Raw genomic sequence first — 26,820 nt, forward strand, 5'->3', positions numbered from 1 at the left:
ATACTATTTAACTTCAATATTATTATGACACAAAAAGGCGGTGCGGGCTTGGCAGAGGCGTTGCGGGATGATACAATGGTATAATGAACTTGCAATCGAATACCATCTGAGAGGGAATATCTATGATACGAATCAACCAGTTAAAACTTGATATCCATCATACAGAAGCAGAGTTGAAGGCAAAGGTCTGCAAGGCACTGCGCATCCGGGAGGATGCGCTTCTTTCCTGTACGGTCAGGAAGCAATCCCTGGACGCGCGCAGGAAACCGCAGTTATCTTATGTCTATACCATAGATGTGACGGTGAAGAAGGAATCGGAGATCAAGAAGCACATGAAGAGACAGAAGGCCTCCAACATACAGTTTGATCCCAGGGAAAAGGTATATTTCGCAGAGGCTTTGGGAACACGGGTGCTGAATCACCGGCCTGTTGTGATCGGGACCGGCCCGGCGGGGTTATTCTGCGGATACGAGCTGGCACGTCTTGGGTACTGTCCGCTCCTTCTGGAGCGGGGCGCGTCCGTTGAAGAGAGGATGAAAGATGTAGAAGCGTTCTGGGCTTCGGGGGTGTTAAATCCTGATTCCAACGTACAGTTCGGAGAGGGCGGCGCGGGTACCTTCTCGGACGGGAAGCTCAACACCATGGTCCACGATCCCGAAGGCCGCGGCGCGAGGGTTCTGGAGATATTCGTGGAGAACGGCGCGCCAAAGGAGATATTATATCAGAGTAAGCCCCATATCGGAACGGATATATTGGCAGACGTGGTTAGAAATATGCGGGAATTCATTATGGAACATGGCGGGGAAGTGAGATTCCATACCCAGGTGACGGACATTCTTACTATAAAAGAAAAAAATGAGGAAAAGCTACGCGGACTTTCCGTGCTTCATTCTGGAAACAATGGAAAATTATACGGTCCTAGGACATTAGATCGGGAAGATGCAGTATCTATGGCGGGCGAGGATCGAATTGAAACAGAGGTTGCCGTCCTTGCTATCGGCCACAGCGCCAGAGATACATTTTCTATGCTTTCGGACCGGGGCATCCCTATGGAAGCCAAGTCCTTTGCCGTGGGAGTACGCATGGAACATCCGCAGAGGATGATCGATCTCGCGCAATACGGGACGGCGGACGATCCGGCGCTTCCGTCTGCCGCTTACAAATTAACAGCGAACCTTCCAGGCGGCAGAGGAGTGTACACCTTCTGTATGTGTCCGGGCGGTTATGTGGTAAATGCATCTTCCGAGGAAGGGAGGCTCGCGGTAAACGGGATGAGTTATCATGCAAGAGACGGCGTGAATGCCAACAGCGCCGTGGTGGTAACGGTCACGCCCGAGGATTATGTGCATTTTACTGCAAAGCAGGCCGACCGCGGGAATGCGCCTGCATCAGAGGCGCATGGCGGCGCAGGCGATAGAGCCCTTGCGCTTGCAGGGGTTGAATTCCAGCGCAGGCTTGAGGAAGCCGCCTATCGGGCAGGTAACGGCAGGATTCCGGTTCAGTTATTCAGGGATTTCTGCAGCAATCATCCATCCACAGGCCCCGGAGAGATCTTCCCGCAGATGAAAGGCGGTTATACATGGGGGAATGTGAGAGACATTTTCCCGGAGGAACTGGCGGACGCCTTAGAAGAGGGGATCCGTTCTTTTGATCGCCGTCTTCACGGCTATGCGCGCCCGGATGCGCTCGTCTCGGGTGTTGAGAGCCGGACTTCGTCCCCTGTGCGGATCCTGCGGGATGATACGCTTCAAAGCAGGCTTGGCGGGCTCTATCCTTGCGGGGAGGGCGCCGGGTACGCCGGAGGGATCACGTCTGCGGCGATGGACGGACTTAAGATCGCGCAGGCGATCGCAGGAGAGTACGTTCCCCTGTTACAATAATTCTACATTTTCGACAATTGTCACACAGCTTAAGAAATTTTTAATGTGATAACTCTATACACCGTTTCTGAAATGTGATAAAATGTATTGAGTTTTTTAGATAGAGAAAACGAGGAGGAGTACATAATGAAAGGAACAGGAAGCAAGAATGCCTGGGCTTTGTTTCTGTTTATGTTAACAGGAATCGTACTTGGAGGCTTCATCGGTATGCTGGCAGAGGGAGTTCCGGCGCTTAGCTGGCTTAGTTATGGACAGGCCTTTGGGCTGGAGAATCCCATCGTATTGAACTTGGGGATTCTGGTGCTTACGTTCGGCCTGTCAGTCAAGATCACGATTGCAAGTATCATCGGCGTGGTCCTTGCTATCATTATTTACCGTTTCTTATAGATCTGATACGAGTGTCGCACGAATCCAAAGATAAGATGAATCAGTCTAATACTATCAAAGAGATACCTGAATTGGAGCGTCCTTACGAGAAATGCGAACGGAGAGGGGCGGCGTCTTTAAGTGACGAGGAGCTTCTGGCTGTTCTGCTCCGTACCGGCACCCGCGGGGAGAATGCCCTTGCATTGGCACGCAGAATCCTGTATCATGCAGGGGAGACCGGGATCTTAGGTATCCATCAGTTCAGCATGGAACGGCTGACGGCGATCAAGGGCATCGGCAAGGTGAAGGCAATCCAGATTTCCTGTATCTCGGAACTGGCGAAGCGTCTTTCCAAGGCCTCCTACCAGGAAGCCTTATGTTTTTCCGAGCCTGGAACCATTGCCAGATATTATATGGAAGATCTGCGTCACGGGAAGCAGGAGCAGATGAAGCTTCTGATGCTGAATACCAAGTCAAGGCTGATCGGCGAGACGGATATTTCCAAAGGAACGGTGAACGCGTCCTTGATCACGCCGAGAGAACTTTTTATAGAGGCGCTGCAGAAGAGTGCGGTGTACATTATTATTATACACAACCATCCCAGCGGAGACCCGACTCCCAGCCGGGACGACCTGCTGATCACCAAGAGGATTTTTGACGCGGGCAGCCTGATCGGAATTGAATTGTTAGACCATATCATTATTGGCAATAATTGTTATATGAGTTTTCGGGAAGAGGGCATGCTATTAGAAAGGATCTAGTCAGATGGCGAGGAATGTATACGGCCTTGATCTCGGTTCCTATGAGATCAAGGTTTATGATAAAAAGAGAGATACCATATGGAAAGAGAAAGATGTTATTGCGCTTAAGAACGGACGCGATATTTTTGCGGTAGGTGACGATGCGTTTCTGATGTACGAGAAGTCGCCGTCCAATATCGAGGTTGTGTTCCCGATGAAGGAAGGCGTTATCTCCAGATTCCACGATATGCAGTTTTTGCTGCAGAATCTGCTGAAGAAGGACCGGCAGTTTGCCAGAGGTTCTGAGTATGTAGTCGCCGTCCCTACGGATGTGACAGAAGTGGAGAAGAAAGCGTTCTTCGATCTGGTCATCCATTCGACGGCCAAGGCCAAGGAAGTGAATATTGTTGAGCGTTCTATCGCTGACGCCATAGGGTTGAATCTGGATGTGCAGAATACCAAGGGCGTGTTTATCGTGAATTTCGGCGGCGAGACTACGGAACTCTCGGTGATAGCCGGAGGCGGTATGGTCATGAACCGTCTGCTCAAGATCGGAGGCGTCACCTTCGACCAGGCCATCATCAATCTGGTGCGCCACAGCCATGATTTCCTGATCGGAAGGCATACGGCGGAGGTTCTGCGCAAGAGCTTTGGGATCTTCACCAGTGAGATCGAGTCCATGCTCACTGCCGCAGGGCGCGACCTGATCACGGGTGTTCCTATGCGCAAGGGGATCTCCATCAATCTGGTTAGGCTTGCCATGAAGGATCCGCTTCTCCAATGCGTGGGTGCGATCCAGTCTCTGCTTGACCGGACGCCGCCTGAGGTACGCAAGGCCATCAACGAGAACGGGATCTTCCTTACGGGGGGTGTTGCGCACACAGCCGGGCTTGAGATGTATGTGGAAGAGATGGTCGGGATCACGACCCGCGCTTCCGTGGAACCGGATATCTGCGCAGTATCCGGGCTTAAGAAGATCATTCAGTCCAAGGAACTGAGGAAATTCGCATTTTCCATGATCGATGAGAATTATAGGTGGATGAGATAAGTATGAAGAATAAGAGTCAATCGTCTTTTTCAAGTAAATACTGGCTGATCATCATCTCTGTTGTCTGTGTGATACTGCTTGGGATAGAGCGGTTCACAGACGGCGGCGGGCCGTTGCGTTTTATCGCCGGTTACACGGTGATCCCCATGCAGGAGGGGATCAGCTACGTGGGTCGTTTCATGAGCGACTTATCGGATAATTTCGAGACGCTGGATGAGATGAAGAAAGCGAATGAGAAGCTGCAGTCCAAGGTGGATGAGCTTACCACAGACAATACGCGGCTTCGGCAGGAGCAGTATGAGCTTGAGAGGTTACGGGAATTATATAAGCTGGACGAGAATTACTCGGATTATGAGAAGATCGGCGCCCATGTGATCGCCAATAACGGCAGCAATTGGTTTGCGACTTTCACAATCGACAAGGGAACCCTGGACGGAGTCAAGGTAGATTCCAATGTCCTTGCCGGCAGCGGCCTGGTTGGGATCGTCACGGAAGTAGGACCCAATTATGCCCAGGTAAGATCTATTATCGACGATGCCAGCAATGTAAGCGCTATGATGCTGTCAACCTCCGATACCTGTATGGTCAGAGGAGATCTGGAACTGATGTCGGACGGGAGGCTGCATTTCGAGAAGCTTCCGAATAATGACAATGTTGTAGAGCCGGGGGAACAGGTTGTGACCTCTCATGTCAGCTCCCGTTTCCTTCAAGGGCTGTTCATCGGATATGTCAGTGATATTGACGTAGACGCCAATAACCTCACACGTTCCGGCTATATTACGCCGGCGGTTGATTTCAGCAAGCTTCAGGAGGTTCTCGTCATCACGACGACGAAGCGGGAGATGACAGGCGGCGAAGATGCGGGTGAAGGAGAATAGCCCATGAAGAGAAAGCTTATCACATTATTGATCATTCTGGTCTGTTTTTTGCTGGAAAGCTCGGTTTTCCACAGATTGTCTTTTGCGTCGGTCAAACCAAACCTGCTGATCGTCGTGACCTCTTCTTTTGGTTTTATGCGCGGGAAGAAGGAAGGAATGTTTGTGGGCTTTTCTGCCGGACTGTTGGCAGATCTGTTCTGGGGAAATGCATTAGGCTTCAATATGCTTTTATATGCTGTGATCGGTTACATGAACGGTTCGTTCAAGAGAATGTTTTATGATGATGACGTCAAGCTTCCCATCGTGCTGATCGGGGCCAGCGAGCTGGTATACGGCCTGTCTACCTATGCATGTGTCTATATGCTGCAGGGAGATTTTGCATTTTTCTCATATCTGTTTGGTATCATCCTGCCGGAGCTGGTGTATACAATCCTGGTGACGCTGATACTGTATCAGATCATATTACACATTAACAAGAAACTGGAAGCAGAAGAACAAAGGAGTGCAAGCAAATTTGTATAGTTTATGGGAACGGATCAAAAATACTGTGTCCAATATCCTGCAATCGCGGATATTCGTCCTGATCATTGTATTCTGTGCCTTATCCGCAGTCCTCGTTCAGAGGATCTTCTATCTGCAGATCGTAAGAGGGCAGGAATATCTGGATGATTATAAGCTGCAGATACAGAAGACCAAGGAAGTCCAGGGAACCCGCGGCCATATCTATGACCGCAACGGGAATCTTCTGGCTTACAATGAGCTGGCTTACGCGGTTACCATAGAAGATACCGGTGAATATGACAGTATCAGCCATAAGAATAAGGAATTGAACAGAGTGGTCTCAAGCGTGATCCAGATGGTAGAATCGAACGGAGACACGGTGATCAATAATTTTGGGATCATCCTTGATAACAATAACAATTATATCTATGTGGCGGAGAATAATACCCAGAGGCTTCGTTTTATTGCGGATGTTTACGGGAAACGGACGATAGAAGAGTTAACCGAGAAGCAGCAGAACATATCCGCGGAAGGGCTGATCAAGCATCTGTGCACCGATGAGATCAACGGCTACGGCATCGACCAGAAGAAGATGGAGAAAGCAGACGTACTGAAGCTTGTGAATATCCGCTATGCTATCGCACTGAACGGTTATCAGAAATATATTGCGACTACTATTGCCGAGGATGTGAGCGAGGAGACGGTTGCCGATGTTATGGAGAATCTGGATGATCTTCAGGGAGTCAATATCGAAGAGGAATCCATGCGCCGCTATGCGGACAGTTATTGCTTTGCCAACATCATCGGCTATATCGGGCAGATTTCCCAGGAAGAGTATGACGCTCTCAGTAAGGAAGAACAAAAAGAACGGGCCAAGACGGATATCATCGGCAAATCCGGTCTTGAGAAGACGATGGATTCTTATCTTCAGGGGAAGAAGGGTGAGATCAAGCTGTATGTCAACAGCGTGGGGAAGGTGATCGAGACCGTCAACGAGAAGGAACCCAAGGCCGGCAATGACGTCTATCTTACCATAGATGCGAACCTTCAGAAAGCGGCTTATCATATTATCGAACAAGAACTGGCAGGTATCCTGCTGTCCAAGATCCAGAGTGTGCTGGATTATGACCGGACGCAGGTGGAGGACGGAAGCGATGTGATCATCCCAATCGGCGATGTCTATCATACCTTTATCAACAACGACGTGCTGGATATGAATCATTTTGGCGATGAGGATGCCGGGGCTGCGGAGAAGGAAGTCAACGGGGCTTTCACAGCAAGGAAATCAGCAATTCTGGGCGAATTGTCAGAGCTCCTGGCTGATCCGAACGCCGGGGCATACCGGGAACTTGCGAGGGAGAATCAGGCTTATCTGACGTATATTGTCTCAGATCTTCTGACGAATAATACGAAGATCATCATGTCGGACGCTGTTGACAGGAACGACGCCACCTACAAGGCATGGAGGGATGACGAGAGCATCAACGTGTATACGTACCTGAACTATGCGATCTCTCAGAACTGGATAGATACCTCCCTGTTAAATTCATATGTATCATCCGACGGAGATTATTCTGATTCCAGTGAACTTTATCAGGGAATGATCGCTTATATTGTGGATCATCTTGATTCTGACAACAGCTTTGATAAGCTGGTATACAAATATATGATCAAGACAGGATCCATAACCGGCCGGCAGATCTGTATGATGCTCTATGAGCAGGGTATCCTTGAATATGACGAGGATCAGTATAACAGGCTGAACAGCGGTGAATTCGGCGCTTATGATTTCATCAGGGGCAAGATCGAGACGCTTGATATCACGCCGGGGCAGCTGGCATTAGAACCTTGTACAGGCTCTCTTGTGATGACAGATACCCGTACAGGTGAAGTCCTTGCCTGTGTATCCTATCCTGGTTACGATAATAACCGCCTGGCCAATGCCATGGATTCAAACTATTATAACAAACTGGTGACAGATCAGGCCCGTCCGTTTTATAATAATGCGACCCAGGAGAAGACGGCTCCGGGTTCCACTTACAAGCCGCTGTCGGCAGTTGCCGGTCTGACGGAGGGCGTGATCGAGACGGGGACTTACCTGCCTTGCGGAGGACTCTATGAGAAAGTAGATCCGCCCCCGAGATGCTGGATCTATCCCAATGCACACGGAGGACTGAACGCCTCAGGCGCAATCCAGCATTCCTGTAACTGTTTCTTCTATGAAGTGGGATACCGTCTGAGTCTTGAGGAAACTGCGGTGGCGCAGGATACTTCCGAGAATTCGCAGGGGCAGAATACAACCAGACATTATTCCAGCGCCCTGGGTCTTGAGAAATTAAAGAAATATGCAGAGGAATTCGGCTTGGGAGAGACTTCCGGACTGGAGATACCGGAATCGGATCCGCAGATCTCTGATGATTCTTCTGTTCCGTCTGCCATCGGACAGGGGACGAACAATTATACGACAAGCCAGCTTGCAAGATATATTACCGCGATCGCCAACAAGGGGACCGTATTCAAATTAAGCCTGCTTGACAGGGTTGCTTCCGTTAACGGCAAAACCATCAAGGAGTATGAACCGGAGGTCCGCAATACGGTTAAAGATGTTGCGGATTCTACCTGGACATCGGTTCATGAAGGAATGAGAGGCGTAGTAGTTTCCGAACATGGAGATTTATTTCCGAATCTCAATGCGAGTGATATAAAACTGTCTGGAAAGACAGGAACAGCACAGCAGAGTAAGACGCACCCGGACCACGGACTTTTCGTCGGATTTGCCCCCAGCGATAACCCGGAGGTGGCGTTCGCAACGCGTATAGCGAACGGATACAGTTCTACATTTGCCGCCGAGGTGGGGAACGCTGTACTTGAATACTATTATGAGATACGTCCGGCAGAGGAGATCATCACCGGAAAAGCAGCTAAGATCAAGGTATCACAGTCAGGAGGAGATTAAGGGAAAGGATGAGTGTATGTGAAAGATCCGGTACTCATTAAGAGTAACAGATACGGTATTACGATTTATTTCGATCCGGATATGCCTTACGAGGAACTGCTGGCAGAGGTCCGGCAGAAATTCCGGTTATCCGCACATTTTTTCGATCATGCGGATATGGCTGTAGAATTCGAAGGCCGTACTTTCACAGATGAAGAGACGCACCTTATGGCGGAAGCCATACAGGATGCAGCCAAGATACAGATCTTATGTATTATGGAAAAAGACACACTTACAGAAGAGCTCCACAAGAGAATGCTGGATGAAAGCCTGGAAACGTTCCATGAGAGAGACGGCCAGTTCTATAGGGGTACACTAAGAGGAAAACAGATTCTGGAATCTGAGACAAGCATTGTGATCGTCGGCGATATCGAGGAGGATGCCATCGTAGCGTCTAAGCAGAATGTCGTGGTGACCGGCACTATTTACGGTACCGTGATCGCAGGCGCCGCCGGCAATTACGATGCGATCATCGCAGCACTCCGGATGAGGCCAAGGAGGCTTCGCATCGGAGATATTGAAGTGAAACCAGTTATAGGAGGGAGTTATTCATGGGCGAAGTTATTGTAATTACATCAGGAAAAGGCGGTGTCGGCAAGACGACGACAACTGCGAATCTTGGAGCCGGTTTATCGAAGCTTGACAAGAAGGTAGCTGTTATTGATACGGATCTGGGGCTTCGTAATCTGGACGTGGTCATGGGACTTGAGAATCTGATCGTCTACAATCTGGTAGACGTGATCGAAGGCACCTGCCGTCTTAAGCAGGCGTTGATACGGGACAAGAGATATGAGAATCTCTATCTTCTGCCCTCGGCGCAGACCAAGGATAAGACGGCGATCTCTCCCGGACAGATGAAGAAGCTTACATCGGAGCTGAGGGAAGAATTCGACTACATACTTCTGGATTGCCCTGCCGGGATCGAGCAGGGATTCATGAATGCCATCGCCGGCGCTGACCGTGCGATCATCGTGACGACGCCGGAGGTATCTGCCATCCGTGACGCCGACCGGATCATCGGTCTTCTGGAGAGCAACCAACTGAAGAAGAAGGAGCTGATCATCAACCGGATCCGCATGGACATGGTGAAACGCGGCGATATGATGACGGTGGACGATGTGACAGAGATCCTGTCTATTCCTCTGATCGGAGCGCTGCCTGATGATGAACAGGTTGTGATCGGCACGAATCAGGGGGAACCGGTGATCGGCCTTGACTCCAAAGCCGGTACGGCATATATGAATATCTGTAAACGGATTACAGGATTGGAGGTTCCGTTTATGGAGCTTCAGAGCAATTCAGGATTCTTATCAAAACTTTCCGGTCTTTTTAAGAAGGATTAGGAGGGCTGTTATGTTAAGGAAATCATCGGTTTCAATTGCCAAGGACCGGATCAAGGCGCTGATCATATCAGACCGGGTACACTGTACGCCGGATGCTTATGAGAATATATGCCGGGAATTATACAGCTCTCTTTCCAAATATATGGAACTTACAGAAGATGATTTTCGAGTAGATATTAATCGGACACAGGTTATTATTACATTTGCAGGAGAAGAAGCGTGAAATTACCATTACCAATATTTTCAAAGCCATATCATCTGAGAGATTACCGGTTCAACTTGGTTTTAACCGTATTCGCGTTGTCTGTGATCGGTGTGCTGGCTGTCGGGAGCGCTAAGGCGGTCAATCAGCCGAAGCAGATGATGGGCGTTGCGATAGGACTCATTATTATGGCGATTACATCCCTGATCGATTATGTATGGATCACGGATTTTTACTGGCTGATCTATCTTTTTTCGGTGGTCATCCTCGGCGCCGTGCTGGTGATCGGGGATAATGTAAACGGGGCGACCAGGTGGATCGATCTTGGATTTACCACGTTCCAGCCGTCGGAGCTTGCAAAGATTCTGTTGATATTATTTTTTGCCAAATTTATCGCGGAGCATGAGGATGATATCAATGATGCCGCAACCCTCGTCAAATATGCCATACTGTCGGGAATTCCGCTGGTACTGATCGTTATCGAGCCGAATCTTTCAACCACGATATGTACAACGCTGGTCTTATGCCTTCTGATCTATGTAGGAGGCTTAAGCTATCGGTTTATCGGAACGGTATTGGTGATCTTGATTCCCGTGGTAGTTATATTCCTTGCTATTGTCGTGCAGCCGAATCAATTCATTCTTAAGGATTATCAGCAGAAACGTATCCTCGCGTTCCTGAATCCGGAAGAATACGCGAGTGACGAGGGATATCAGCAGAAGAATTCTGTTATGGCGATCGGTTCCGGCCAATTGACAGGAAAGGGACTGAACAATAATACTACGACTTCCGTAAAGAACGGGAATTTTATCCTGGAACCTCAGACAGATTTTATCTTTGCGATCATTGGCGAGGAACTTGGCTTTACAGGAAGCTGTATAGTTATTGCGTTATTGTTATTAACTGTGATACAATGTATAGTAATAGGGACACGATCGCAGAACCTGACGGGGAAGATCATAGGCTGCGGAGTGGGAGGGCTGATCGGCTTCCAGAGCTTTATCAATATCGGAGTAGCTACTCAGCTCCTGCCAAACACAGGAGTTCCGTTACCCTTTGTCAGTTATGGGCTGACTTCGCTTGTGAGTCTGTATATCGGGATCGGACTGGTCTTAAACGTCGGGTTACAACCGAAAAAATATCAATAGAGGAGGGACAGACATGAATATAGGGTTGATTGCTCATGATTCTAAGAAGACTCTGATGCAGAATTTTTGTATTGCTTACAGAGGAATCCTGAGCAAACACAATTTATATGCGACCGGGACTACCGGCCGTCTGATCGAAGAGGTTACCAATCTAAGCGTACACAAGTATCTTGCCGGACCGTTGGGGGGGAAGCAGCAGCTTGGAGCGCAGATTGCACAGAATGACATTGATGCGCTTATTTTCTTAAGAGAACCAACGAACCCCAAGCCGCATGAACCGGATGTGAATGACGTGATCCGGCTGTGTGATATGTATAATATTCCGATGGCTACGAACCTTGCCACCGCAGAATTGATTGTTTTAGCAATTGACAGAGGAGATCTTGACTGGCGTGAGATGTATAGATAGATTTAATCGGTTGTTGGCCGTTATCCTGGCAGCTTTCCTTGGCGTCCTGTCTTTATCGGGGTGCGGACAGGAAGAAGAGGTGACGGCCGCTTATGAGACAGAGAATTATAACAGGGATATTTACAGAGGAGGATTATTCGCGGAACAGTTATGCGTTTCCTCCGGAGACGTCGCACTTGCAGGAGCGCCGGATACTTCGGTCATGCGCGCTTCGGCTCTTTTTGACGTGGAGCATCAGAAGGTCGATTTCGCCTACAATATGTTTGAACAGCTATATCCGGCCAGCACAACGAAGACCATGACGGCGCTGCTTGCCATCAAGAACGCAGACTTGTCTTCCATAGTAACGGTGTCTGCCAATGCGGATTCCAGGAATTTTGCTGCCGACGAGACAACGTGCGGGATTCAGGCAGGAGACCAGCTGTCTCTCCAGGATCTTCTGCGCGGCCTTATGATGGTATCGGGGAATGATGCGGCGGTGGCGATCGCCGAGTATATAGCCGGAAGTACAGATGCCTTTGCACAGATGATGAATGACGAGGCTGCAAGACTCATGGCGACACATACACATTTCGTCAATCCACATGGGCTGCATGATATAAACCACTATACGACGGCGTATGATCTGTATCTGATCTTCAATGAATGTATCAAATACGATGCGTTTATCGATGTGATCGGCACCAATACATTTACTGCTTCGATCACCGGGGCAGACGGCCTTGTCCGTCAGGAGCATTGGGAGCAGACGAATTTCTATGCGGCGGGGCTTGCAGAGCAGCCAAGGGATGCCGTAATCATAGGCGGGAAGACAGGCACGACTACGCCTGCCGGGAATTGTCTGATCCTGCTTGAAACAAGCGCGCAGGGAAGCCCGTATATCTCCGTTATTATGGGGGCAGATACCAAATCCCTGCTTTATCAGAATATGACTGCCCTGATCAACGGGATACCGGTAAGTGAATAATAAGAAAGAGGGGCATCTTATAGGCAAGATACCCCTTTTGTTGTTAGGAAGAACGGATTCTTCCATACATGCTGATGAGATATAAGCCGCACAGACCAACAAGTGTATAGATTATGCGGGAAAGCCATGATAGATTGCCAAAAAGAAAGGCGACCAGATCAAATCGGAATATTCCTACCAGAAGCCAGTTGATCGCACCTATGATCACAATTGTCAGAGTTGTATTGTCAGACCATTTCATGTGAGTTCCTCCTTTCTTAATGTGCTGCATTTAGTATGGCTGTTACATGAATGGATTATGCATACGGAAAGAGAGATTCCTGTAGGATGAGTATAGAATTACCTTATTATCCATATTCTGAATATTTGAAATGCAAATACGGCGAAAAAGTATACAAGCTTCCAGTGAATCTGCCTGTGAGCTGTCCAAACCGAAGGATGGGAGCGGGCTGTGCCTATTGTTCGGAGCTTGGAACCGGATTTGAGGCGATGGAGCAGATCATCCCTGTCGCAGAGCAGTTAGAACAGACCCGGATCTATATTGAACACAGATACCATGCGCGCAGATTCATTGCTTATTTCCAGAATTATACGAACACGTATCTGGAATTGGACAGATTTGCTTCTTATATGGAAGAAGCAGCGAAGCTCTCATATATTGCCGAACTTGCGGTGTCCACGCGCCCCGATTGTATTTCCGGCGAATATCTGGAGATTCTTGCGCGTCTCGGCCGGCAGTATGGGAAGAATATCACGATTGAGCTTGGACTTCAGACCGTCAACTTTCATACGCTTGAGCGGGTGAACCGCGGACATACTCTGGCAGAATTCATCGATGCAGTTCTTGCTGTACATAGGTTTGGATTCGAATTGTGTGCGCATGTGATATTGAATCTGCCGGGTGATCAGCTCCTGGATGCCGTTGAGACGGCAAAGGTGCTGTCGGCGCTTAAGCTCCAGACTGTGAAGGCGCATTCACTTTATATTGCGAAGAATTCGCCTCTGAGTGACGCATATGAGAAGGGCAGTATCAGCCTGTGCTCCAAGGAGGAATATCTTAAGAGGCTGACAGCATTCCTGGAATATCTGGATCCTGGTATTGCTGTGGAACGGCTTTTTAGCCGTGTTCCTAAAAAGGACTCCGTTTTCTGCAACTGGGGATGCAGTTGGTGGAAGCTTCGTGACGAGCTGTTGGAGCTTATGGCAGATACACACAGCTATCAAGGAAAACACTTCCATTATCTGGATGGTTCGGCTCTTAAGAGAGCCGGATTTGTGAAAAACTGACGAGGGGGTATTTATTTGACAGACAATAATCCAACCAGTATACAGGCTTATCAGAAAAAATGGCATATGAATATCGGTGTGGTGATTTTTGGCATCATCTTTGTCTATCTGGCAGTCACTGTATTGATGTATCTGACAGAGAACCATATCTCTGCCTATGAGGTGCGGGAAGGATCTATACTGAGGGATAACGCTTACACCGGATTCATTCTGCGGGACGAGGTGGTAGTGCCGGCCGAAGCCGACGGATACGTCAATTATTATGCGCTTGGGGGGAGCAAAGCAGGAGCGAAGACCAAGGTATATACATTGTCCAACAGGGAACTGGAATTCGCAGATACATCATCCGAGGAGGCTTCGAAGCTGTCGGCGGAGGAACAGGCAGCGCTGCTGGTTAAGATCCAGGCATTCAGCGAGAATTTTAAGGAAGGTCAGTTTCAGGATGTCTACACGCTGAAGGATTATGTTGCAAGCGTCATGGACAGCCGGTCAAGCCAGAACCGTCAGGCGCAGCTTGATGCGATGGCGGGGCAGGAGGGAAGCGGTCTCCAGATCTATTCTGCCGCTTCCGATGGGATCATCGTGTATTCCACGGATGGGTACGAGGATATTACGGTAGATAAGCTTACGGAGGACGTATTTGCAAGGAACGATTATACGAAGAAAGAGCTTAAGAATAATGCCAAGGTACGGATGGGCGACCCTGTCTACAAGCTGATCCGGGACGACAGGTGGTCCATCGTCATACCGCTTGATGAGGATATCTCAAAGGAAATGGCAGAGTTAAAGAGTGTGAAGATTCGGTTTGCCAAGGATCATGAGACTGCCACTGCTGGTTTCTCCATACATACGTCAGGGGATATGTATCTTGGAGTTCTGACACTGGACAGTTCCATGATCCGTTACGCGGAGGAACGGTATCTGGATCTTGAATTGATCCTGGAGGATGAATCAGGGCTTAAGATCCCCAAATCTTCGGTTACGAATAAGAAATTCTACATCATACAGGAGGATTATCTCACCCAGGGCGGCAATACGAAGGAGACCGGCGTTCTGGTGGAGACAGGGGAGGAGAATCCGGAATTCAAGAAGGTCAATGTCTACGACCGGGACCAGGATTCCGGCATGGTGTATCTGAATACGGACGCATTTGACGAGGATACGCTTCTGGTAAAGCCGGATTCGGCGGAGACCTGCGTGTTGAATAAGACAAAGAATATCAAAGGAGTGTATAATATCAACAAGGGCTATGCCGTTTTCAAGCAGGTAAATATCCTGTGTGAGAGTGATGATTATTATATCGTTGAATCAGGAAGCGACTATGGGTTGTCGAACTATGACCATATCGCCCTGAATGGGGAAAATGTTAAAGAAAATGATGTTGTATTCTAAAAGGAGTGAGAGACAATGCTAAAAGAAAATCTTGAATACGTTGAAAGCCAGATCCGGGAGGCGTGTGAACGTTCCGGTCGGTTGAGAGAAGAGGTGACGCTGATCGCGGTCAGCAAGACAAAGCCTGTAAGCGTCCTTAAGGAGGCATATGATCTTGGAGTGCGGGTGTTTGGGGAGAATAAGGTCCAGGAGCTTGCTGATAAGTATGAGGAGCTGCCTAAGGATATACGCTGGCATATGATCGGGCATCTTCAGCGTAACAAGGTGAAGTATATTATCGATAAGGTGGAACTGATACACTCCGTCGATTCCTTAAGGCTTGCCGAGACTATCGAGAAAGAGGCCGCCAAGCACAATATCACCGCAAATATCCTGATCGAGGTGAATGTGGCAAAAGAAGAGAGCAAATTCGGGCTGATGCCGGAGGAACTTGACGAATTTGTCTCCGAGGTGGCAAAATTCCCGCATATTCAGGTACAAGGGCTGATGACAATTGCTCCTTTTGTGGACGATCCGGAAGAAAATCGTGGTATTTTTCAGCGCTTACGAAAATTATCTGTTGACATTGCGGCTAAAAACGTTGATAATATTACTATGTGTATTCTATCTATGGGTATGACGAATGATTATACTGTCGCCGTAGAAGAGGGCGCAGCCATGGTCCGGGTTGGTACCGGAATTTTTGGTGCACGGGATTATATGAATAATTAGTACACTAGTAGAAACGGTATATTTGCATTATCACAAAATATAACGGAAGATGGGAGTATTTATTAATATGGGTGTGTTGGATAAATTTTTAGATATCATGAGACTGAGTGATGACGACGATTACGAGGACGATGATTTCTTTGACGATGATTATGAGGACGATTATGAGGAGAAGCCCAAGAAGGGCTTATTCCGCCGTGGGAAGAAGGATTCATACGATGATGATTATGATGATGAAGACTATGATTATGAGCCGCCGGCCAAGTCAAGATCTTCCCGTTCGAACAATAAGGTAACTCCTATGCGTCAGCCGTCCAGGCGCAGCAACGGTGTGAGCATGGAGGTATGTGTAATCAGACCGAATTCTGTGGAGGATGCCCGTGAGATCACGGAGACTCTGCTCAACGGGCGTACAGTTATCCTGAACCTGGAGGGGATGGATCTTGAGATCGCGCAGCGTATCATAGACTTTACATCTGGCGCGGCATATGCGATCAGCGGTAACCTTCAGAAGATATCGAACTACATATTCCTTGTTACACCTACGAATGTGGATATATCCGGAGACCTTCAGGATCTGCTGAATACTTCGTTTGACGCGTCTTCTATGCGCTCCAGGTTTTAGATTATGAACATGAACAAAGAAGAGACATTATTACAGAAAAGACTGATCGAGCTGTCCCGGACTGCGTATATGAGAGGGATCGTTACTTTCAGTGATTTCCTTAATTTGAATGAGTTGAATATCTTACATACTACTCCGAAGAATCTCTTTCTGTCGCAGTATGAGACTTTCGGCGGGTATGGCCTAGCAGAGCGTCAGATGGTTGCTTTTCTACCTGATGCTCTTTCTTACGTTTCTTATCCGTTTCAGATTATTAAGATACAGCCGCAAAACCGGCGGTTTTCGGAAGAACTAGGGCATCGTGATTATCTGGGCGCTGTTATGAACCTTGGAATTGAACGATGCAAGCTTGGAGATATTATGATAGAAGAGGACAACGCGCTGTTGTTTGTAAAAGAAGATCTGGCGGAGTATGTCATGGAACATCTGACACGGATCCGGAAGACTTCCGTTAAGCTTGCTGTTGTGCAGGAACTCCCGGCTTCTTATGAGCCAAGATATGAGGAGATAAGAGGAACGGTCGCATCTGTCCGGTTAGATACCGTGCTGTCTCTGGCTTATCCGCAGTCCCGGAGCAAGCTTACGGCAATCATAGAGAGCGGGAGGGTATTCGTCAACGGGAAGCTTATTACAAGTAACGGTTACCGCCTGAAGGACGGAGATATCATCTCTGTCAGGAAGCTTGGACGTATCGTGTATGACGGCGTATTATCCGAGACAAAGAAAGGACGGTATCTGACAGCCGTTCGAAGATATCTTTAACGGAATGTATTTTTAATAGAAAGGACAATACCAAGAATATGGATACTAAGAATATCATAAACCAGAACGGCCGTTACATCCATTATCTGGCGGCGGTGGTTGGATCTGCCATACTTTTATTGCTGGATCAATATACTAAGCACCTTGTTCTTGACAGGCTTAAGGACCATCCGCCTGTGATTCTGTGGAAAGGCGTCTTCCAATTAGAATATCTGGAGAACCGGGGAGCAGCGTTTGGACTGTTCCAGAACCAGAGGGTGTTCTTTTTCGCCAGTGTGATTGTTATCACGGCTGTGATCCTGTGGTTTTATCTGAGAGTGCCTATGGAACGGAGATTCCTGCCCTTAAGGATTTGTGCCGTCTTCGTGATGGCCGGGGCGTGGGGGAACTGTATCGACAGGATCACGCTTAATTATGTGGTTGATTTTCTGTATTTTAAACTGATTGATTTTCCTATATTCAATGTAGCGGATATCTATGTTACGGTGGCTGCATTTGCAGTGGCGATCCTCATCTGCTTCTATTACAAGGACGGGGATTTTGAACGGATCATGCGCCGCTGAGAGGGAGGATGTTTTGAAAGAATTTTACATCACTGAGAATCAGGATGAGGAACGCATCGATCGGTATCTGGCAGAGATGCTTCCAGACTGCTCCAGGTCTTATATCCAGAAGCTCATCAAGGAGAAGCAGGTCTGCGTCAACAGGCTTCCCGTTAAGGCGAGCAGCCGCCTTCTGCCAGGAGACCTGGTGACGGTTACGATTCCCGAGATCAGAGAGCTGGATATTGAGCCGGAAAATATTCCGCTTGACATCCTGTACGAGGATTCGGATATCATCATTGTCAACAAGCCCAAGCAGATGGTCGTGCATCCGGCGCCCGGGCATTACAGCGGCACCCTGGTCAATGCGTTAATGTATCATTGCCGCGAGGAGCTGTCCGGGATCAACGGCATGATGCGTCCTGGAATCGTGCACCGGATCGATATGGACACAACCGGATCGCTGGTGGTCTGTAAGAATGATATCGCCCATCAGAGCGTTGCAGAGCAGCTGAAGGTACATTCTATCAGGCGGGTCTATGCGGCGATCGTACACGGCAGTGTCAGGGACGACGAGGGCACTGTTGATGCACCGATCGGCAGACATCCTGTTGACCGCAAGAAGATGAGCATCCACGCAAAGAACGGAAAACGGGCGGTTACTCATTACAGGGTCTTACAGCGCTTCCAGGGCGGCGGCAAGACCTGCGGCAAATACCCGGCAGGATATACTTATCTGGAATGTGAACTGGAGACAGGCCGTACGCACCAGATCCGCGTTCATATGGCAAGTATCGGTCATCCGCTTTTGGGGGATCTGGTCTATGGTCCGCATAGGTGTCCGTTTCCCGGCCTTCAGGGGCAGACGCTCCATGCGAAGACACTGGGACTGATCCACCCAAGAACAGGGGAATATCTGGAGGTAGAAGCGCCTTTGCCGGAGTATTTTACAGATTTGTTAGCTGGCTTATAATATTATAGGATAATTTTGTGTTAAAATTATTCGATAATTCTATACAATTCCGGTGAATTATTATATAATATAGGTATCATTAATGAATAGGAGTGTGATTTGCATGGCAAAAACGAATACTATTATCACGATAGGCAGGCAGTATGGAAGCGCCGGCAGAGAGATTGGCTATAAAGTTGCAGCGGATCTGGATATTAAATTATACGATAAAGAGATGCTTGACCGGGCGGCGAAGGAGAGCGGTATCTGTCAGGAATTATTTGAGACACATGATGAGAAGCCAACCAACAGCTTCTTATATTCTCTGGTAATGGATACCTATTCTCTTGGCTATACTTCCGGAAGCTATACCGATATGCCGATCAACCATAAGGTATTTCTTGCGCAGTTTGACGCCATCAAGAAGATCGCGGAAGAGGGACCGTGTATCCTGGTAGGACGCTGCGCCGATTATGCGCTGGAAGAGTATGATAACGTGATCCGTCTGTTTATCCATGCAGACATGGATGCGCGAATCAGGAGAATTGCCCGAATCTACGACCTCACGGATTCGAAAGCCAAGGAATTGATCGTTAAGACAGATAAGAAACGGGCAAGCTATTACAATTACTACAGCAATAAGAAATGGGGAGCTGCTGACAGCTATGATTTCTGCCTGAACAGCTCCATGCTTGGTATTGAGGGTACTGCCAAAGCCATTGAGGAATTGGTAGCGTTAAAAGAGAATGATAAGGATAAAAGGCTGTAATATGACTTTTTGATTCATCATCTTATATGTGGGATCCGTTCGGGCCAGCCCTGAATATTCCCGTTCAATATGGCCGTGAACATCCGCTGCTTCGCTCCGGAATGCTCGCGGTTCAATTGTGCTGTGAGTTCCTTGGCATACTGTCTCTTGGTATAGCCATCGATGGGGCAGCGGCTTGTGACCACCGGAAGCCGGTACTTGTTCCGGAATCCGATCACATCCGCTTCGTCTACAAACATCATGGGACGGATGACGGTCAGTTCCATGCGGTCTAAGTAACTCTTGGGTGAGAAAGAGTAGAAACGCCCTTCAAAGAGCAGCGAGAGCAGCATAGTCTCTATTATATCATCCTTGTGGTGCGCATACGCCACTTTATTGCATCCCATCTCCTTTACCGCCTGATTCAGCGCTCCTTTGCGCATCTTGGCGCAGAGGGAGCAGGGATTGCTCTCCTTGCGTTCCTCGAACAAGATATGGGCGATATCCGTCCTGACGATCTGATACGGGACGCCAAGGTCCTTACAAAGCTCTGTAACAGGTGTAAAATCACATTCCGAATATCCCAGATCCACTGTGACTGCGCTTAGCCTGAAGCTCTTAGGATAGAAGCGTCTCAGACCGTGCATGGCATACAGAAGGGTCAGGCTGTCCTTGCCGCCGGAGATCCCAACGGCAATATGATCGCCTTCCTCGATCATAGTATATTCATCAACGGCCTTCCGTGTATAGCTTAAAAGTTGTTGTAATCTCATAGTAAATGATATCGATCCTTTCCTAAGATTCCCGTAACCTGACGGCTGATGCGGCCTTGCGGCGTCTGTCTTCATCAATCGCCGCATAGTGCTTCTTAGTAGTATTCACATCCTTGTGACCAAGGACGTCGGCAACGAGATAGATATCTCCGGTCTCTTTATACAGAGAAGTACCGTAGGTACTGCGAAGCTTGTGGGGAGTGATCTTTTTATTGGGCGTCACTTGCCGGGCATACTTCTTCACCATGTTCTCCACTGCCTGAACGCCCATCCGGCGTCTCTGAGAAGACAAGAACAGGGCGTTCTCGTGGCCGGAGAGGGGAGTAACCGCCTTACGGCTGCCTTCGATATATTGCTCAAGGGCATCCGCAACCTCATCACCGAAATAGACAACCATCTGATTGCCGCCCTTTCGGGTAACGGTGATCCCGTTATTCTTGAAGTCTACGTCATTCAGATCAAGACCGACGCATTCTGATACACGGATCCCGGTTCCCAGAAGCAATGTCAGGATCGCCAGGTCACGTTCCCGTGTCTTATTATAATAGGTAAGGGCCTGACCGGTTAACTGGCTTCCGCAGTTCTCTACGAAGTCAAGAAGCAACGCGACCTCATCCGTATCAAGCCGGATGATCGCCTTATCGTGAAGCTTTGGCATATCCACCAATAAGGTTGGATTCTTAGAGATGATCTGATGCTTGTAATAATAATTATAGAAGCTCCGCAGTGCAGACATCTTCCTTGCAAGTCCCTTCTCGCCGTTGGTGATCAGTTCGGCTTCACGCTCATAGACCTTCAGATATTCCATATATTCCTCAATATCCACCGGCTCAAGCTTCTCAAGATCGTCAACCTTGAACTGGTCTATGGTATAGTCCTTGTATACAGGATTATTCTCCATCAGGAAATGGAAAAAAATACGGACGTCATATGCATAATTGATCCTGGTCCTTGACGAAGACTTCGGTTCGATCGCACGGAAATAATCCTTCGCAAACGGCGGCAGCGTCTTCAATACCTCGCGAAGACGAATCGTCTGATCGATCTGTGTCTGTTCATGATAAGTTTTTGTATCAGCCATAGATGATACCTCCTTATTAATTGATTAATCCCAGGCTGATTATAACATATCCGGCATTTCTTGTCTATATCTTTTGGAAAAATCGGTATTTGTCGTATAGATTGTTCACACCTATGGCGCAGGTGAACGATCTTATTCATATCCATAATAAGACACCATCAAATATTCCCCAGCCCGAATCTGATCAGACTTAAGCCCATTGATCTCTTTAATCTCATCGATATAGTCATAAACCGACTGATTCCTCGCATCCATATATTCCTCGGCAATACTCCATAGAGAATCCCCGGTAGAAACCTCAATACTCGTATAATACTTACACCTGTCCAATACACCGGATCCGCGCTCAGTTGCCGTATTCTTTATATGTGCATCCACCGGATCATCCGGCAGGATCACACTGAGCCCCAATGCAAAGATACTGACGATTACAATGAGCAGCAACCGCTTAATGAACATTCTATTATCCCTTTTCATTCCTGACATACATGAATCTTGTCTCCTCATTCCTAATTCCCCCTATCATTTTCAGTTATCTTGTTACTTATCTTGTTACAAGACTAATTATCTCACTCCAGATGTCCAGAAATCTGGACAATCAGTACATATTTTCGCGCGAACAACCGTTCTTTTTACATTATAGAAGCCGAACAACTGTTTGTCAATACTTTCCGGGGAAATTATCGAACGTATTTTCTAAACATTTGTTTGCTATTTGGCGGATATTGTGGTAAGATAATATTATGATACAAGCGTCAAAGGTCAATCTTTGGGATGCGCAAAACACCGATTGGAAAAAGGAGGTTTCTATGGGACAAGGTAAGATAAGTCCAAAGCAGAAGGAAATATTAGAATATATCAAATCACAGATATTGGAACGGGGCTTCCCGCCCGCAGTACGGGATATCTGCGAGGCGGTCCACTTAAAGTCTACTTCTTCGGTCCACTCTCATTTAGAGACGCTTGAGAAGAACGGCTATATCCGCCGTGATCCGACCAAGCCAAGGGCAATTGAGATCCTGGATGATTCATTTAATTTTATGCGGCGCGAGATGGTGAATGTTCCGATCATCGGACGGGTTGCCGCCGGCGAACCTATACTCGCAGAACAGAATATCGAGAATTATTTCCCTATCCCGATGGAGTATATGCCGAATAGCCAGACCTTTATATTGAAGGTGAAGGGGGAAAGCATGATCAATGCGGGGATCTTAGACGGTGATTTTGTTCTTGTCGAACAGCGCGCTACCGCACGCAACGGGGAGATGGTGGTTGCGCTCATCGAGGACGGCGCTACGGTGAAGACATTCTATAAAGAGGACGGCTATATCCGCCTGCAGCCTGAGAATGACACAATGGATCCGATCATTGTGACGGATCTGCAGATCCTCGGCAAGGTGATCGGTATCTTCCGTTTCTTTGATTAGATGTTGAAAAAGCAGTTATGAATAGAAGTATACTCTCCCATTCATAACTGCTGTCTGATCAACTTATCATTCAATTTATAATTCGTCTATATTCTCGATCTTGCGTCCGTCGCTCCAGATACGTTCCAGATGATAGAACTCCCGATTCTCCCGGTCGAATACATGTACGACCACATCGCCGTAATCCAGAAGAACCCAGTTGCCGGAACGCAGCCCTTCCCGCTGTATCTGTGAATGTCCGGCCTCATGCATCTTCTCTTCTACATTATCAACCAACGCTTTTACCTGGCTGTCATTGGAACCGTTTGTAATAATGAAATAATCTGCAAGAGGCGAGATTCCGGAGATATCAATGATACTGATATTCTCTCCCTTCTTGTCTTCAAGGGCGCGATACACGATCCGCGCCATTTCCTTAACGTTATCCTTATCCATACTGTTCCTCCTTTTCTTCTCGTTTACTTTTATAATATAAATATGTTTTTTCCGTCATAGGGTCAATGGGTACGTTCATACCAGTCAGATATTCAAGGGAATCCTTAAGGATCCGGTACAGACAGGCATCTATATCTGTAAATGCCAGCTTGCGGACTTCCGCCATATTAGGCAGTTCTTTTCTTCCCGGCTCAATATAATCGGCAATATAGATGATCTTATCAAGCAGGGACATATGGGGACATCCTGTAGTATGGCTTGCGATCGCATTGATGATATCCTTATCCTTGATATGGTATTTCTTCGCGGCAAGAAAAGCCCCTAACTTGGCATGGAGGAGGCTTGGATTCTCCTTCTCTACCTCCGATACATTCAAATGATATTTCTTACAGAGCTTAATCTTCGTGTCGCCGGAGAGGCACTTGGCACAGTCATGGAGAAGACCCGCGATCAATGCCTTCTCAATATCCTCGTCATAGCGCATGGCAAGAGATGCTGCTGTGTACATTACGCCCAGCGTGTGTTCATATCTGTCCTTGTCAAGCTCCGTCATCATTTTACGTCTGATCTTAGTAATCTTATGATTCATAGCTGCCGACCTCTTCTCTGTACAGATGATTTTCCAGGATATAGTCATTGACCGGGGCAGGAACCCAGTCCGCAATGCTCTTCCCCTCCTTCACGGCCCTGCGCAGTTCATGGGAAGATATCTTGATAAGCGGCGTGACCAGAAGTCTTATCCGCGCGCGGTAAATCTCGTTAAGCTCATGGATCTTCTCTTCCATCGCCTCTCTCGTATTGATCTCATCCCGGTAAGCGGCCAGTATGGTGCAGGTGGGGAAGATCCGCTCCGGATGCCCCCACTGATCGATCATAAAAAGGGAATCGGCTCCTATGATAAAATAGAATTCATCCTCCGGATAGATCCCTTTGAAATATTCCATTGTACTGTAAGAGTAAGAGACGTCCCGGCGGTTCGCCTCATACATCTCAAGCCGGAAATTCCTGTGCGGCGCGATGGCAAGACGCACCATCTCCGCACGGTCTTTGATTGCAGTTCCGTTTATAGAAGTCTCCTTATGCGGAGGGTTCCCGTTGGGCATGTACCAGACCCTGTCAAGTCCAAAGGCCTCATAGGCCGCCTGCCCAAGCATCAGATGTCCGTTGTGTATCGGATCAAATGTCCCCCCCATAATTCCAATCTTCATAACTCCCAACTCCATTTCGTGATTACGTATGCCATTTTATTAAGGAATCCTCTATGGCAGCTCTATCTTTTTATTATTGTTTTTTCCTTCTCTGTACAGGACGATCTTCTTGCCGATCACCTGCACTACCTGGGAATGGGTCCGCTCTGCCAAAGTCTGGGCTAACGTGCGCGGGTCATCCATGCAGTTCTTCAGCACGCTGACTTTAATAAGCTCTCTGGCCTCCAGTGCCTCGTCAATGGCCTTGGTAAGTTCGGGCGTCATGCTGTTCTTCCCAATCTGGAAGATCGGGTCCATGGTCATCGCAAGCCCTTTCAAATATGCTCTCTGTTTTGTCGTCATCTTCTCTCTCCTAGCCCTACTTGTAATAGTCAAATTGCAGTCCATACATCCGTACGGTATCACCTTCCTGTATCCCCGCCGCTTCTAATTCTTCGAGGATACCCGTATCTTTAAGGAACTTCTGGAAGAAGGCGAATCCCTTCTCGGAATCCAGGTTAGTGTAACCAAGCATCTTCTCGATCTTAGGTCCCTCGACCACATACACGCCGTCTTCCGGCTTAACCGTATACGGCAGGTTCTCATAGATCAGCTCTTCTTCCGGGAAATATTCCTGTGCGAAGACAACCGGAGCCTGATCCGTCTCCTTGAGCTTCTCGGCTACGGCATACAGAAGCTCTCTGATCCCCGCTCCCGTCGCTCCGGAGATCGGATATATCGGGATTCCTTTCGGTTCAAATTCTGCTTTCAGGCGTGCGATTGGATCCTCGCCGTCCTGGAAGATCACATCGATCTTATTAGCCGCAATGATCTGCGGCCTGCCTGCAATATCCGGATTATATGCCTCCAATTCCGCGTTGATCTTGTAGATATCCTCTACCGGATCGCGGCCTTCCGTACCTGCCGCATCTACAATGTGGATCATCAGCTTGGTTCGTTCAATATGGCGCAGGAACTCATGGCCAAGACCGACCCCCTCCGAAGCGCCCTCGATCAGCCCGGGAATATCCGCGATCACGAAACCCTTTCCGTCAGGCAGATCCACCACCCCTAAGTTCGGGTTCAGCGTGGTAAAATGATAGTTGGCAATCTTAGGTCTTGCATTCGTCACGCGGGAAAGGAAGGTGGATTTGCCCACATTAGGGAATCCTACAAGACCTACATCCGCGATCACTTTCAGTTCCAGCGTGACCCACAGCTCCCGGGACGGCTGTCCCGGCTGCGCATACTTGGGAACCTGCATGGTGGCAGTTGCGTAGTGTTGGTTCCCTAGTCCGCCCCTGCCGCCCTTCAATATAATCTGCCGGCGGTTGTCCCCCGACATATCCGCGATCACCTTGCCGGACTCCGCTTCTTTGACGACCGTTCCTTCCGGTACTTTTAAAATGATATCTTCGGCATCCGCTCCGTGACACCGCCTTTTGCCGCCGGCTTCCCCGTCTCTGGCCGCATATTTTCTCTTGTGGCGGTAATCCTGCAATGTGTTCAGCCCCTCGTCAACTTCGAAGATCACGTCGCCGCCCCGCCCGCCGTCGCCGCCGTCGGGGCCGCCGTTGGGTACATACAGTTCTCTGCGGAAACTGACATGTCCGTCGCCGCCTTTTCCTGATCTTATCAATATCTTTGCTCTGTCTGCAAACATGAATGTCCTCCCAATCTATGAATATTCTCCCGGTTCGGGCCGGTCAGTACATATGTTAAAAAAGAGTGCCGCTCTCTAACTGATATCAGTTATCCTGCAACACTCCCTTAGACTTACGCATCTTCGCTATCTTAAGCTACCGGATAGATAGAAACCTGCTTCTTGTCTCTTCCTTTTCTCTCGAATCTTACAACACCATCCACAAGTGCGAACAATGTATCGTCACCGCCGCGCCCAACATTAACGCCTGGATGAATCTTTGTTCCGCGCTGTCTGTAAAGGATATTGCCGGCTTTTACAAACTGTCCGTCCGCTCTCTTAGCGCCAAGTCTCTTAGACTCGGAATCTCTTCCGTTCTTAGTAGAGCCGACACCTTTCTTATGAGCGAAAAACTGAAGGTTTAATTTCATCATGGTTGTTACACCTCCTCGAATGTTAAATCAATATATTCTGCATAGTTCTCATCAGCAACCATCTCTTCCAATCCAAGGATCATAGTCTTAAGCAGCAATTCTGCATTCTTCGACGGATGACCGCTTGTCAGGTGATAGGAAATCATTCCAGTCTCCTCGTTCGTAACGAGAGAACAGGTATCCTGTGCATATAACTCAATCGCATTCATCGTATTGATGATCAGCACAGATGCCGCAGCACATACGATGTCATGGCCTTCTTCATTGTATCCGGCATGTCCGTCTGTCAGAAACCCCACACACTCTTCCTTATCATTCCGGTAAATGGTTACATGAATCATAGAA

General features: G+C 48.2%; 33 protein-coding genes. 22 read left to right on the plus strand and 11 right to left on the minus strand.

Going from position 1 to position 26,820, the window contains the following annotated elements:
- Nucleotides 1–122: 122 nt before the first annotated feature.
- The 13 genes from VSQ62_RS14465 (at nt 123) to VSQ62_RS14525 (ending at nt 12,477) form a co-directional block, all read left to right on the plus strand.
- Nucleotides 123–1,880 (plus strand): NAD(P)/FAD-dependent oxidoreductase, encoded by a 1,758-nt coding sequence (locus tag VSQ62_RS14465; RefSeq protein WP_334635532.1) that lies wholly within the window; start codon nt 123–125, stop codon nt 1,878–1,880.
- A 126-nt stretch (nt 1,881–2,006) separates the two neighbouring features.
- On the plus strand, nt 2,007–2,267 hold the full coding sequence (locus tag VSQ62_RS14470) for a DUF4321 domain-containing protein (protein ID WP_334635533.1): 261 nt from the start codon (nt 2,007–2,009) through the stop codon (nt 2,265–2,267).
- Between the two features lie 35 nt (nt 2,268–2,302).
- Nucleotides 2,303–3,007 (plus strand): RadC family protein, encoded by a 705-nt coding sequence (radC, locus tag VSQ62_RS14475; protein WP_334635534.1) that lies wholly within the window; start codon nt 2,303–2,305, stop codon nt 3,005–3,007.
- A 4-nt stretch (nt 3,008–3,011) separates the two neighbouring features.
- Complete coding sequence (locus VSQ62_RS14480) at nt 3,012–4,034, plus strand: rod shape-determining protein (RefSeq protein WP_334635535.1); 1,023 nt, start codon at nt 3,012–3,014, stop codon at nt 4,032–4,034.
- A gap of 2 nt (nt 4,035–4,036) precedes the next feature.
- Nucleotides 4,037–4,912: a rod shape-determining protein MreC gene (gene mreC, locus VSQ62_RS14485; protein ID WP_334635536.1), complete on the plus strand. Its 876-nt coding sequence runs from the start codon at nt 4,037–4,039 to the stop codon at nt 4,910–4,912.
- A gap of 3 nt (nt 4,913–4,915) precedes the next feature.
- Nucleotides 4,916–5,434: a rod shape-determining protein MreD gene (gene mreD / locus VSQ62_RS14490; RefSeq protein WP_334635537.1), complete on the plus strand. Its 519-nt coding sequence runs from the start codon at nt 4,916–4,918 to the stop codon at nt 5,432–5,434.
- Nucleotides 5,427–8,369 carry a penicillin-binding transpeptidase domain-containing protein gene (locus VSQ62_RS14495; RefSeq protein WP_334635538.1) on the plus strand — a complete coding sequence of 981 codons (2,943 nt, stop codon included), beginning with the start codon at nt 5,427–5,429 and terminating at the stop codon, nt 8,367–8,369. Before mreD ends, VSQ62_RS14495 begins: the two co-directional genes overlap by 8 nt.
- A gap of 18 nt (nt 8,370–8,387) precedes the next feature.
- Nucleotides 8,388–8,978, plus strand: a complete 591-nt coding sequence (locus VSQ62_RS14500) for a septum site-determining protein MinC (RefSeq protein WP_334635539.1) — start codon at nt 8,388–8,390, stop codon at nt 8,976–8,978.
- On the plus strand, nt 8,960–9,751 hold the full coding sequence (gene minD, locus VSQ62_RS14505) for a septum site-determining protein MinD (protein WP_334635540.1): 792 nt from the start codon (nt 8,960–8,962) through the stop codon (nt 9,749–9,751). Before VSQ62_RS14500 ends, minD begins: the two co-directional genes overlap by 19 nt.
- 10 nt (nt 9,752–9,761) lie before the next feature.
- Nucleotides 9,762–9,974, plus strand: coding sequence for a cell division topological specificity factor MinE (locus tag VSQ62_RS14510; protein ID WP_334635541.1), 213 nt, complete (start codon nt 9,762–9,764; stop codon nt 9,972–9,974).
- Nucleotides 9,971–11,101: an FtsW/RodA/SpoVE family cell cycle protein gene (locus tag VSQ62_RS14515; protein WP_334635542.1), complete on the plus strand. Its 1,131-nt coding sequence runs from the start codon at nt 9,971–9,973 to the stop codon at nt 11,099–11,101. The genes VSQ62_RS14510 and VSQ62_RS14515 overlap by 4 nt, the downstream gene beginning before the upstream one ends.
- A 13-nt stretch (nt 11,102–11,114) precedes the next feature.
- The gene (gene mgsA, locus VSQ62_RS14520) at nt 11,115–11,510 is read left to right on the plus strand and encodes a methylglyoxal synthase (RefSeq protein ID WP_334635543.1); all 396 of its coding nucleotides are present in this window, start codon (nt 11,115–11,117) and stop codon (nt 11,508–11,510) included.
- Complete coding sequence (locus tag VSQ62_RS14525; RefSeq protein ID WP_334635544.1) at nt 11,494–12,477, plus strand: D-alanyl-D-alanine carboxypeptidase family protein; 984 nt, start codon at nt 11,494–11,496, stop codon at nt 12,475–12,477. The genes mgsA and VSQ62_RS14525 overlap by 17 nt, the downstream gene beginning before the upstream one ends.
- A gap of 43 nt (nt 12,478–12,520) precedes the next feature.
- Here the strand turns inward: VSQ62_RS14525 and VSQ62_RS14530 are convergent, their stop codons facing one another.
- Nucleotides 12,521–12,718 carry a DUF378 domain-containing protein gene (locus VSQ62_RS14530; RefSeq protein WP_334635545.1) on the minus strand — a complete coding sequence of 66 codons (198 nt, stop codon included), beginning with the start codon at nt 12,716–12,718 and terminating at the stop codon, nt 12,521–12,523.
- An 86-nt stretch (nt 12,719–12,804) separates the two neighbouring features.
- Between VSQ62_RS14530 and mnmL the strand changes: the two genes are divergently transcribed.
- From mnmL to VSQ62_RS14570, 8 genes are all read left to right on the plus strand, one after another.
- Entirely contained in the window at nt 12,805–13,764 is a 960-nt protein-coding gene (mnmL, locus tag VSQ62_RS14535) for a tRNA modification radical SAM protein MnmL/YtqA (RefSeq protein ID WP_334635546.1), read from the plus strand.
- Nucleotides 13,765–13,779: 15 nt separating this feature from the next.
- Nucleotides 13,780–15,156: a biotin/lipoyl attachment domain-containing protein gene (locus tag VSQ62_RS14540; RefSeq protein WP_334635547.1), complete on the plus strand. Its 1,377-nt coding sequence runs from the start codon at nt 13,780–13,782 to the stop codon at nt 15,154–15,156.
- A 15-nt stretch (nt 15,157–15,171) separates the two neighbouring features.
- The gene (locus VSQ62_RS14545) at nt 15,172–15,867 is read left to right on the plus strand and encodes a YggS family pyridoxal phosphate-dependent enzyme (protein WP_334635548.1); all 696 of its coding nucleotides are present in this window, start codon (nt 15,172–15,174) and stop codon (nt 15,865–15,867) included.
- Between the two features lie 67 nt (nt 15,868–15,934).
- Nucleotides 15,935–16,492 (plus strand): cell division protein SepF, encoded by a 558-nt coding sequence (locus tag VSQ62_RS14550; protein WP_334637669.1) that lies wholly within the window; start codon nt 15,935–15,937, stop codon nt 16,490–16,492.
- A 9-nt stretch (nt 16,493–16,501) separates the two neighbouring features.
- Nucleotides 16,502–17,254 carry a YlmH family RNA-binding protein gene (locus VSQ62_RS14555; protein WP_334637670.1) on the plus strand — a complete coding sequence of 251 codons (753 nt, stop codon included), beginning with the start codon at nt 16,502–16,504 and terminating at the stop codon, nt 17,252–17,254.
- Between the two features lie 38 nt (nt 17,255–17,292).
- Nucleotides 17,293–17,817, plus strand: a complete 525-nt coding sequence (gene lspA / locus VSQ62_RS14560) for a signal peptidase II (protein ID WP_334635549.1) — start codon at nt 17,293–17,295, stop codon at nt 17,815–17,817.
- 13 nt (nt 17,818–17,830) lie between these two features.
- Nucleotides 17,831–18,769 (plus strand): RluA family pseudouridine synthase, encoded by a 939-nt coding sequence (locus VSQ62_RS14565; protein WP_334635550.1) that lies wholly within the window; start codon nt 17,831–17,833, stop codon nt 18,767–18,769.
- 103 nt (nt 18,770–18,872) lie between these two features.
- Complete coding sequence (locus VSQ62_RS14570; RefSeq protein ID WP_334635551.1) at nt 18,873–19,517, plus strand: cytidylate kinase-like family protein; 645 nt, start codon at nt 18,873–18,875, stop codon at nt 19,515–19,517.
- A 17-nt stretch (nt 19,518–19,534) separates the two neighbouring features.
- Here VSQ62_RS14570 and VSQ62_RS14575 read toward each other — a convergent pair whose 3' ends face one another.
- The 3 genes from VSQ62_RS14575 to VSQ62_RS14585 form a co-directional block, all read right to left on the minus strand.
- Nucleotides 19,535–20,269 (minus strand): tRNA 2-thiocytidine biosynthesis TtcA family protein, encoded by a 735-nt coding sequence (locus tag VSQ62_RS14575; RefSeq protein ID WP_334635552.1) that lies wholly within the window; start codon nt 20,267–20,269, stop codon nt 19,535–19,537.
- A 22-nt stretch (nt 20,270–20,291) separates the two neighbouring features.
- Nucleotides 20,292–21,350 (minus strand): tyrosine-type recombinase/integrase, encoded by a 1,059-nt coding sequence (locus VSQ62_RS14580; RefSeq protein ID WP_334635553.1) that lies wholly within the window; start codon nt 21,348–21,350, stop codon nt 20,292–20,294.
- Between the two features lie 132 nt (nt 21,351–21,482).
- Nucleotides 21,483–21,857 carry a LysM peptidoglycan-binding domain-containing protein gene (locus VSQ62_RS14585; RefSeq protein ID WP_334635554.1) on the minus strand — a complete coding sequence of 125 codons (375 nt, stop codon included), beginning with the start codon at nt 21,855–21,857 and terminating at the stop codon, nt 21,483–21,485.
- A 302-nt stretch (nt 21,858–22,159) separates the two neighbouring features.
- Here VSQ62_RS14585 and lexA point away from each other — a divergent pair, with 302 nt between their 5' ends.
- The gene (gene lexA / locus VSQ62_RS14590) at nt 22,160–22,777 is read left to right on the plus strand and encodes a transcriptional repressor LexA (protein WP_334635555.1); all 618 of its coding nucleotides are present in this window, start codon (nt 22,160–22,162) and stop codon (nt 22,775–22,777) included.
- Nucleotides 22,778–22,852: 75 nt separating this feature from the next.
- Here lexA and rsfS read toward each other — a convergent pair whose 3' ends face one another.
- The 7 genes from rsfS to VSQ62_RS14625 form a co-directional block, all read right to left on the minus strand.
- Nucleotides 22,853–23,212, minus strand: a complete 360-nt coding sequence (gene rsfS, locus VSQ62_RS14595; RefSeq protein ID WP_334635556.1) for a ribosome silencing factor — start codon at nt 23,210–23,212, stop codon at nt 22,853–22,855.
- Nucleotides 23,205–23,801, minus strand: coding sequence for a bis(5'-nucleosyl)-tetraphosphatase (symmetrical) YqeK (gene yqeK / locus VSQ62_RS14600; RefSeq protein ID WP_334635557.1), 597 nt, complete (start codon nt 23,799–23,801; stop codon nt 23,205–23,207). Before yqeK ends, rsfS begins: the two co-directional genes overlap by 8 nt.
- The gene (nadD, locus tag VSQ62_RS14605; protein ID WP_334635558.1) at nt 23,791–24,420 is read right to left on the minus strand and encodes a nicotinate-nucleotide adenylyltransferase; all 630 of its coding nucleotides are present in this window, start codon (nt 24,418–24,420) and stop codon (nt 23,791–23,793) included. The genes yqeK and nadD overlap by 11 nt, the downstream gene beginning before the upstream one ends.
- Before the next feature lie 51 nt (nt 24,421–24,471).
- Nucleotides 24,472–24,762 (minus strand): ribosome assembly RNA-binding protein YhbY, encoded by a 291-nt coding sequence (yhbY, locus tag VSQ62_RS14610; protein WP_334635559.1) that lies wholly within the window; start codon nt 24,760–24,762, stop codon nt 24,472–24,474.
- A 16-nt stretch (nt 24,763–24,778) separates the two neighbouring features.
- A complete protein-coding gene (gene obgE / locus VSQ62_RS14615; RefSeq protein ID WP_334635560.1) occupies nt 24,779–26,062 on the minus strand; it encodes a GTPase ObgE in 1,284 nt (427 codons plus the stop codon).
- A 131-nt stretch (nt 26,063–26,193) separates the two neighbouring features.
- Entirely contained in the window at nt 26,194–26,475 is a 282-nt protein-coding gene (gene rpmA / locus VSQ62_RS14620) for a 50S ribosomal protein L27 (RefSeq protein ID WP_016219110.1), read from the minus strand.
- A 5-nt stretch (nt 26,476–26,480) separates the two neighbouring features.
- Nucleotides 26,481–26,816: a ribosomal-processing cysteine protease Prp gene (locus VSQ62_RS14625; protein WP_334635561.1), complete on the minus strand. Its 336-nt coding sequence runs from the start codon at nt 26,814–26,816 to the stop codon at nt 26,481–26,483.
- Nucleotides 26,817–26,820: the final 4 nt, after the last annotated feature.

The organism is Sporofaciens sp. JLR.KK001 (genome assembly GCF_036941055.1).
Lineage (GTDB): Bacteria > Bacillota > Clostridia > Lachnospirales > Lachnospiraceae > Sporofaciens.